The organism is Bradyrhizobium sp. CCBAU 11361, from assembly GCF_028128935.1.
Taxonomy (GTDB): Bacteria; Pseudomonadota; Alphaproteobacteria; order Rhizobiales; family Xanthobacteraceae; genus Bradyrhizobium; species Bradyrhizobium niftali.
Genome location: NZ_LBJZ01000198.1, coordinates 351,358 through 357,994, shown reverse-complemented (window position 1 = coordinate 357,994; position 6,637 = coordinate 351,358). Strand labels below are relative to the sequence as shown.

At 65.0% G+C, this 6,637-nt stretch carries 7 protein-coding genes; 1 reads left to right on the top strand and 6 read right to left on the bottom strand.

Features of this window, described 5'->3' with window-relative positions:
- From XI08_RS41515 to asd, 3 genes are all read right to left on the bottom strand, one after another.
- Positions 1-264, bottom strand: a 264-nt coding sequence (locus tag XI08_RS41515; protein WP_271578869.1) for a hypothetical protein, incomplete at its 3' end; no start/stop codon positions are given.
- 153 nt (positions 265-417) lie between these two features.
- Positions 418-981: an NUDIX hydrolase gene (locus XI08_RS41510; protein WP_271578868.1), complete on the bottom strand. Its 564-nt coding sequence runs from the start codon at positions 979-981 to the stop codon at positions 418-420.
- Between the two features lie 67 nt (positions 982-1,048).
- Entirely contained in the window at positions 1,049-1,912 is an 864-nt protein-coding gene (gene asd / locus XI08_RS41505; protein WP_271578867.1) for an archaetidylserine decarboxylase, read from the bottom strand.
- Between the two features lie 35 nt (positions 1,913-1,947).
- On the opposite strand from asd, the gene XI08_RS41500 reads away from it, so the two are divergent.
- A complete protein-coding gene (locus XI08_RS41500; protein WP_271578866.1) occupies positions 1,948-3,612 on the top strand; it encodes an aminotransferase class III-fold pyridoxal phosphate-dependent enzyme in 1,665 nt (554 codons plus the stop codon).
- A 197-nt stretch (positions 3,613-3,809) separates the two neighbouring features.
- Here XI08_RS41500 and XI08_RS41495 read toward each other — a convergent pair whose 3' ends face one another.
- From XI08_RS41495 to XI08_RS41485, 3 genes are all read right to left on the bottom strand, one after another.
- Complete coding sequence (locus XI08_RS41495) at positions 3,810-4,469, bottom strand: hypothetical protein (RefSeq protein ID WP_271578865.1); 660 nt, start codon at positions 4,467-4,469, stop codon at positions 3,810-3,812.
- Between the two features lie 124 nt (positions 4,470-4,593).
- On the bottom strand, positions 4,594-5,283 hold the full coding sequence (locus tag XI08_RS41490) for a class I SAM-dependent methyltransferase (protein WP_027547952.1): 690 nt from the start codon (positions 5,281-5,283) through the stop codon (positions 4,594-4,596).
- 33 nt (positions 5,284-5,316) lie between these two features.
- On the bottom strand, positions 5,317-6,369 hold the full coding sequence (locus XI08_RS41485) for a glycosyltransferase family 4 protein (RefSeq protein WP_271578864.1): 1,053 nt from the start codon (positions 6,367-6,369) through the stop codon (positions 5,317-5,319).
- Positions 6,370-6,637 lie beyond the last annotated feature (268 nt).

The window sequence follows — 6,637 nt, the reverse complement described above, 5'->3', positions numbered from 1 at the left end:
ACGCCGCGCACCGGATTGCAGCCGGGCCAGCCGCCCGCAGTCCAGCGGCCAGGCGGCATCCAGCGCCAGGGCGGATTCCAGCAGCGCCTCCCCGCCGCACAACACCCCGCAGCGCCGCGCAAGCCGGCGCCCGCTCCGAAGGAGAAGAAAGAGCGGCGGTGACTCTTCTTCCTTCTCCCCTTGTGGGAGAAGGTGCAGCGTCAATGCGGCGACGACTTCCGCAACGATAGCGCTGGTGAGGCGCTTCCCTGTATCCTCCGTCATTGCGAGCGCAGCGAAGCAATCCAGAATCTTTCCGCGGAAAGACTCTGGATTGCTTCGCTTCGCTCGCAATGACGACTTGGAGGGAACTGACGCTCCCACAGCCATACTAGCTCGCGGATACTTCCTCACCCGCAAGCAGGGCGCGATGACAACTCACGCCTCGCCGCGCAGCCAGGCCTTCACCTTTTGCAACAGACCGTGGTGCAGTTCATCGACCGACGCTGCTTCGGCGGGCGTCAGCGTCTGCAAGGCTGCATCGGCGTCGTCGGTCGCCGGCGGCGGCACGGGTGCGGGCGGAGATGCAAGGCCGGCGGCGGCGATCGCGATCGGGCCGATCTGGATCAGGAAGGCGCGCTCGTATTCGCGCGACAGGCGCGCGATCGCATCCTCCAGCGCCAGCCAGTCGACCGCCTTGATGTCGTTCATCAGCTTGCGGACCGGACCGCCCTCGGCCTCCATGCGCCAGAAATGCACGGCCTTGGAGCGCCCGCCCGACTGGTAAACCAGCGTGCCCAGGAATTCGTGGATGGCGACGTCGTGGCCGGTTTCCTCCAGCACCTCGCGGTGGGCGGCTTGCTTCGGCGTCTCGCCGTCGTCGAGCTTGCCCTTCGGCAAGACCCATTCGTTGCGCTTGCGCTGGCGCACGACTGCAATCAGCGGCGGCGCGCCACGCCGCAGCACAATACCCCCCGCCGCAATCACCGGCGCCCGCGCCATCACCAAATCCGTGTCGATCAAATCGTCCCCGCCGACCATATAGGCGGCGGAGACGGCGGATTGAAGGCTACTTTCTTCCGAGCAGCGCTTGACCGGCACGGATGCGGGTGCCCTCGGCGATGCCGTCGCAGAATTTGAAATCGCCGGGCGCGAGGATGATGATGGTCGAGCCGTGCTCGAACCAGCCGAGCTCCTCGCCCTTGCTCACGTTGACGTCGCAGGGGAAGTTGACAGGGCCCCTCGTCTGCGCGTTCAGCACCATATCGAGGAAATGCAAGCGGATGCTCGCGACCAGGATCGCCGCGACCGGCACCAGCGTCACGGCCTCGCCGGTGGACAGATGCGTCCGGATCACCGCGCGCTCGTTCTTGCAGAAGAGACGCTCGACCCGCTTCAGCGCGATCGGGTTGACGTTCCAGACGTCGCCATGGATCAGCGTGACGCGCTCGATGTGGGCGTCGTAGGGCGCATGGAAGCGGTGATACATGCTCGAGGTCAGCCGCAGCGTGACGAAGGAGCCGTTGCGGTGCTGGTCCACCAGGGCGGAATCGCCGAGCAGATCGAGCAGCGAATACGGCGCGCCCTTGACCTGGAACAACTCGGTATCCGCGATCCGGCCATGCGCGCCGACGATGCCGTCCGAGGGGCTGGCGACAATGGAAGAGTCCGGGTCGAACGGACGCAGGCCCGGCTTCAGCTCCCGGGTGAAGCAGTCGTGCAGACTCTTGAAATGGGTCTTCCGCGCCTCCGACAAATCGAGGTCGGAGAACAGCTTCCACAGCGCGATCGAGGCGTCCCGCACAAGCGGCTTCTCGATCTTGGAGAACCAGCCCATGAAGCGGGTCAGGGCCGCGCGGGGGATGCGGTTGGTCAACAGGAAGTTGAGGTCTTCCTGCTGGGTGAAAGAGGCGATGAGGGCTTTGACTGTCATGAATCTGTCAGCTCGCAGTATTAGCGCTTGTTGTCATGGAAACGACACTCCCGATTCTCTCGATGTCCGTGGCCGCCGCAGCGTCCGCTGCCGCCGCCTTCCCGAAGCTCAAGGCGCGGATCGAACTCTCCCGCGCCAAGCACCGCTCGCTCGCCGGGCACTCCAAGATGTCGCGCCGGGTGGCCCGGCTGCTCCCGTTCTACGAGTTCGGAGACGACGACTACTTTGCCTGCGACGGGGCGCCCGCGAACATCGCGGCCCAGCGCAAGGACGGCTTCTTCCGCCTCGCAAGCCTCTACGCCGAGCGCTACCCCAAGGGGCGCGCGATGACGAAGGAAGCGGCGGAAAAGATCTCCGACCTGCACTTCACCGAGACCTACCGCGTGCCGTTCCAGTTCTCGCGCCTCGTGCGCGAGCACCTGGGCACCTCGACCTTCATGGAATCCTCGCGCGGCGTCACCGTCACCGATGTCGACGGCAACACCTCCTACGACCTCACGGGGTCCTACGGCGTCAACATCTTCGGCAACGACTTCTACAAGGAGTGCATCGAGGGATCCGAGAAGCGGGCGCATGCGCTTGGACCGGTGCTCGGCCCCTATCACCCCGTCATCCTCGATAACGTGACCCGGCTGTGCCAGATTTCCGGCCTCGACGAGGTCTCCTTCCACATGTCCGGCACCGAGGCCGTGATGCAGGCGGTGCGGCTCGCGCGCTACCACACCAGGCGCACACATCTCGTCCGCTTCGCCGGCGCCTATCACGGCTGGTGGGGCGACGTGCAGCCCGGCGTCGGCAATCCGATCCCCGCGCACGAGACCTACACCCTCGCCGAGATGTCGGAGAAGACGCTGCACGTGCTGCGCACGCGCAAGGACATTGCCTGCGTGCTGGTCAATCCGCTCCAGGGCTTGCATCCGAACGGCAACGCGCCCGGCGATTCCTCGCTGGTCGATTCCTCTCGCGGCGGCAACTTTGACCGCGCGGCGTATACCGACTGGCTGAAGAAGCTGCGCGAAGTCTGCACCGAGCGCGGCATCGCGCTGATCTTCGACGAGGTCTTCGTCGGCTTCCGCCTCGCCGCCGGTGGCGCCCAGGAATACTTTGGCGTGCGCGCCGACATGGTGACCTACGGCAAGAGCCTCGCTGGCGGCCTCCCGGTCGGCGTGGTCTGCGGCAAGCGCGAGCTGATGCGCCGCTTCCGCGACGATCGTCCCGCCGACATCTGCTTCGCTCGCGGCACCTTCAACTCGCACCCCTACGTCATGACGGCGATGGACGAGTTCCTGAGCCGGCTCGCCAGCCCGAACTTCCGCGCCATCTATGACGGGCTGGAGGCGACCTGGAACGGCCGCGCGCAAAAGCTCAACCAGATGATGACGGAGGCCGACCTGCCGGTGCGGTTCGCCAATTTCTCGTCGATCTGGACGGTGAAATACACCACGCCGTCCCGCTACAACTGGATGCTGCAATATTACCTGCGCGCCGAAGGCCTGGCGCTGAGCTGGGTCGGCACCGGACGGCTGATCTTCAGCCTCAACTACACCGACGCCGACTTCACGGAAGTGGCCGAACGCTTCGTCCGCGCCGCCGAAAAGATGAAGGCCGACGGTTTCCTGTGGCACGACGGCGCGCTCACCAACAAGCAGATCAAGCGGCAGATCTTGAAAGAGATGCTGGCCAAGCGCTTCGGGCGCTGAGGCCGGCTCTTCGATCATAAGCACAGTCATTCCGGGGCGGTCCGCAGGACCGAACCCGGAATCTCGAGATTCCGGGTTCGATGCTGCGCATCGCCCCGGAATGACGACATACATAGCCCCCAAGACGTGGATGCCCGGCACGAGGCCGGGCATGACGCAACCATCAGACATCGGAGTGTTGTGCGTACGCAGCGCGCTCAGGCGTGCTGCTCTTCGAGCGTGGGCTCGGAGATCAGACCCAGCGTGTGCTCGGGGTTGAGATGCAGGCCGGGGTCCATCAGCTCGCCGCGCATCAGGGCGAGCGGCGCGCCGCGATAGAGCATCAGATCGTGGAAGGGGTCGGTCAGGATCTTGGTCATCCAGACGAGGCCGGTCTCGACGTCGCGGATGAAGAACAGGTGCACGGTGCGGAACAGAAGACCGCCGCCGCCGACCACGAGCCAGATCTTGGCGACCTGCCGCATGAAATCGGTCGCGCTCGCCCAGGGCGTGAACAGGCCGAACAGCGTCGGATCGGCGAGCAGCACCAGCGGCGAGGCCGCCCAGATCGCCATCAGCACCACCTTGCGCTGAAGGTTGTAGCCGACCTTGATCTCTTCCTTGTACTCGTGCGTCGCCTGGTTGACGTGGTCGTAAGTGTGCGGCTCGAAGAAGAAGTGACCGGCCTGGCGCGAGGTCATCGAGACCAGCCAGCCGACCAGCGCCGAGATCACGGGATCGATAAACAGCCAGACATAGGCGAAGAGGAAGCTCAGTGCGCTGATGAAGTGCAGGCTCTGATTGATGCGGCTGTGGTGATAGTAGCGATGGTCGTCCCAGCGCTGGATCCGCAGCTGCTCGAGATAATTCTTGATCATGCTCTCCCCCAAAATGCTTTCGGGTACGGGATTACAGGGATTCGATGTACGCCGTGTGACATCATCATTTTGTCATGTGACGATGTGCAGCGGCGCGATGACGCACGCGAACGCTAACGTCGGCTCACGCCGCCTTGGCGACGTCGACCTTGCGGAAGCGCACCAGCGAGAAATGGCCGAGCGGCGGAATCAGGCGGCGCTCGGCGAGCTCGATGCCGGGAGCGCCGGCCAGCCACTTCGCATAGCGCGACCAGGCGAACTCGGCGGTGCGGAAGCCGAGCGGACGCACCACCGGCTGCAGCTTCTGCTCGATGAAACGGCGCATGCCGGCATCGGCACTGACGCGGGTGAGGATGATCAGCTCACCGCCGGGGCGGAGCACGCGGGCGAATTCGTCCAGTGCCTTCTCCGGATTCGGCACGGCGGTGACGACATATTGCGCCATCACGACATCGAAGGAATTGTCGGGGAATTCGAGCTTCTCGGCGTCCATCACCGCGAGGCCCTCGACGTTCTTCAGCTTACCCTCGGTGACGCGCTGGCGCGCCTTGTCGAGCATCGCTTCCGAAATGTCGGTGCCGAAGATGCGCAAATGCGGCGCGTAGAGCGGCAGCGAGATGCCGGTGCCGACGCCGACCTCGAGCACGCGGCCGCCGATCTTGTTGGTGGCCGCGATCGCCGCCTGCCGGCCCTTGGCGAATACGCCGCCGAACACGAGATCGTAGACGGGCGCCCAGCGATCGTAGGCCTGCTCGACCGTGCCCCGGGTGAGGTCAAGCTGCTGGGTGCCGTCAAGGTTCATGATCTTAGCCATCGGTGAGGTTCTCGCTGTGGGTCAAAGTTAGGATCAACCGCGCACCGGCCGCCGTGCCATGACCGGCGAGGCGCGCAGGATGCGGCTGGGCTGAAGTGAGGTGAGGTTGCCGACGAACTGGCGCGCGCTGTTCTCCCAGGAGCGCTCCAGCGCGAAGTTGCGGCAGGTCTCGCGCGACATGGTGAGCGCGCGCAGGCACGCGGTACGCAGATCATGGTCGATCGCGCCGATCGGGTGACCGGCGATGACGTCCTTCGGACCCGTCACCGGAAACGCCGCAACCGGCGTGCCGCAGGCGAGCGCCTCCAGCTGCACCACGCCGAAGGTATCGGTCAGGCTCGGGAAGACGAACACGTCGGCAGCCGCGAGATGCGCGGTGAGATCCGCGCCCTTCTTCTCGCCGAGGAAGACCACGTCCGGATATTTCTTTTCGAGCGCCGCCTTCTGCGGGCCGTCGCCGACGACGACCTTGGTGCCGGGCAGATCGAGCGCGAGGAATGCTTCGAGGTTCTTCTCCACCGCCACGCGGCCCATCGTCATGAAGATCGGGCCCGGCAGATCGAGCTTGGCCGGAGCGTCCGGGTGGAACAGCTCGGTGTTGACGCCGCGCGTCCAGAAGCCGAGCCGCTTGAAGCCGCGCTCGGACAGCTCCTGCCGCAACGACGGCGTCGCCACCATGGTCATGGCGGCGGCATCGTGGAAGTGGCGCAGCACGGCATAGCCGACGCTCGCGGGGATGCCGGTCCGCACCGAGACATATTCCGGAAAGCGCGTGGTGTAGGAGGTGGTGAAGGCGAGCCGGTTGCGGCGGCAATAGGCCCGCGCGGCCCAGCCGATCGGGCCTTCGGTCGCGATGTGCAGCGCTTCGGGCGCGGCCTTCTCGATCCGCCGCGCGATCTCCTTAGCGCTCGGCAGCGCAATGCGCAGGCCCGGATAGGTCGGCAGCGGCCACGACGGGAAGCCGTCCGGCGTGAGGAAGTCGATCTCGACGTCGAGGGCCTTGGCGGCACCCGCCAGCGAGGTCAGCGTCCGGACCACACCGTTGACCTGCGGATGCCAGGCGTCAGTCGCGATTAATACCCGCATGGGAAATTCCCGAGAGTTTGATGATTCTCGGCTTAGGACCATCAACCACGGATATTTCAGGCGTGTGACGTCACAGAAGTGTCGGCCCGCTGTTTTGTTCGTTAACGAGTTCGCGCGGCCACGAAACTGTCATGAAACAATCCTTGCCGCGATGAAACCGTTTTCGGTTTTCCGCGCAAACGTCCCGAAACTTATTGCCGTTAGTGATCTACGCAACGGAGCACCGCAATGGTGCCGCGGTGGACAAGACACCGAGCAAACAGGGGCG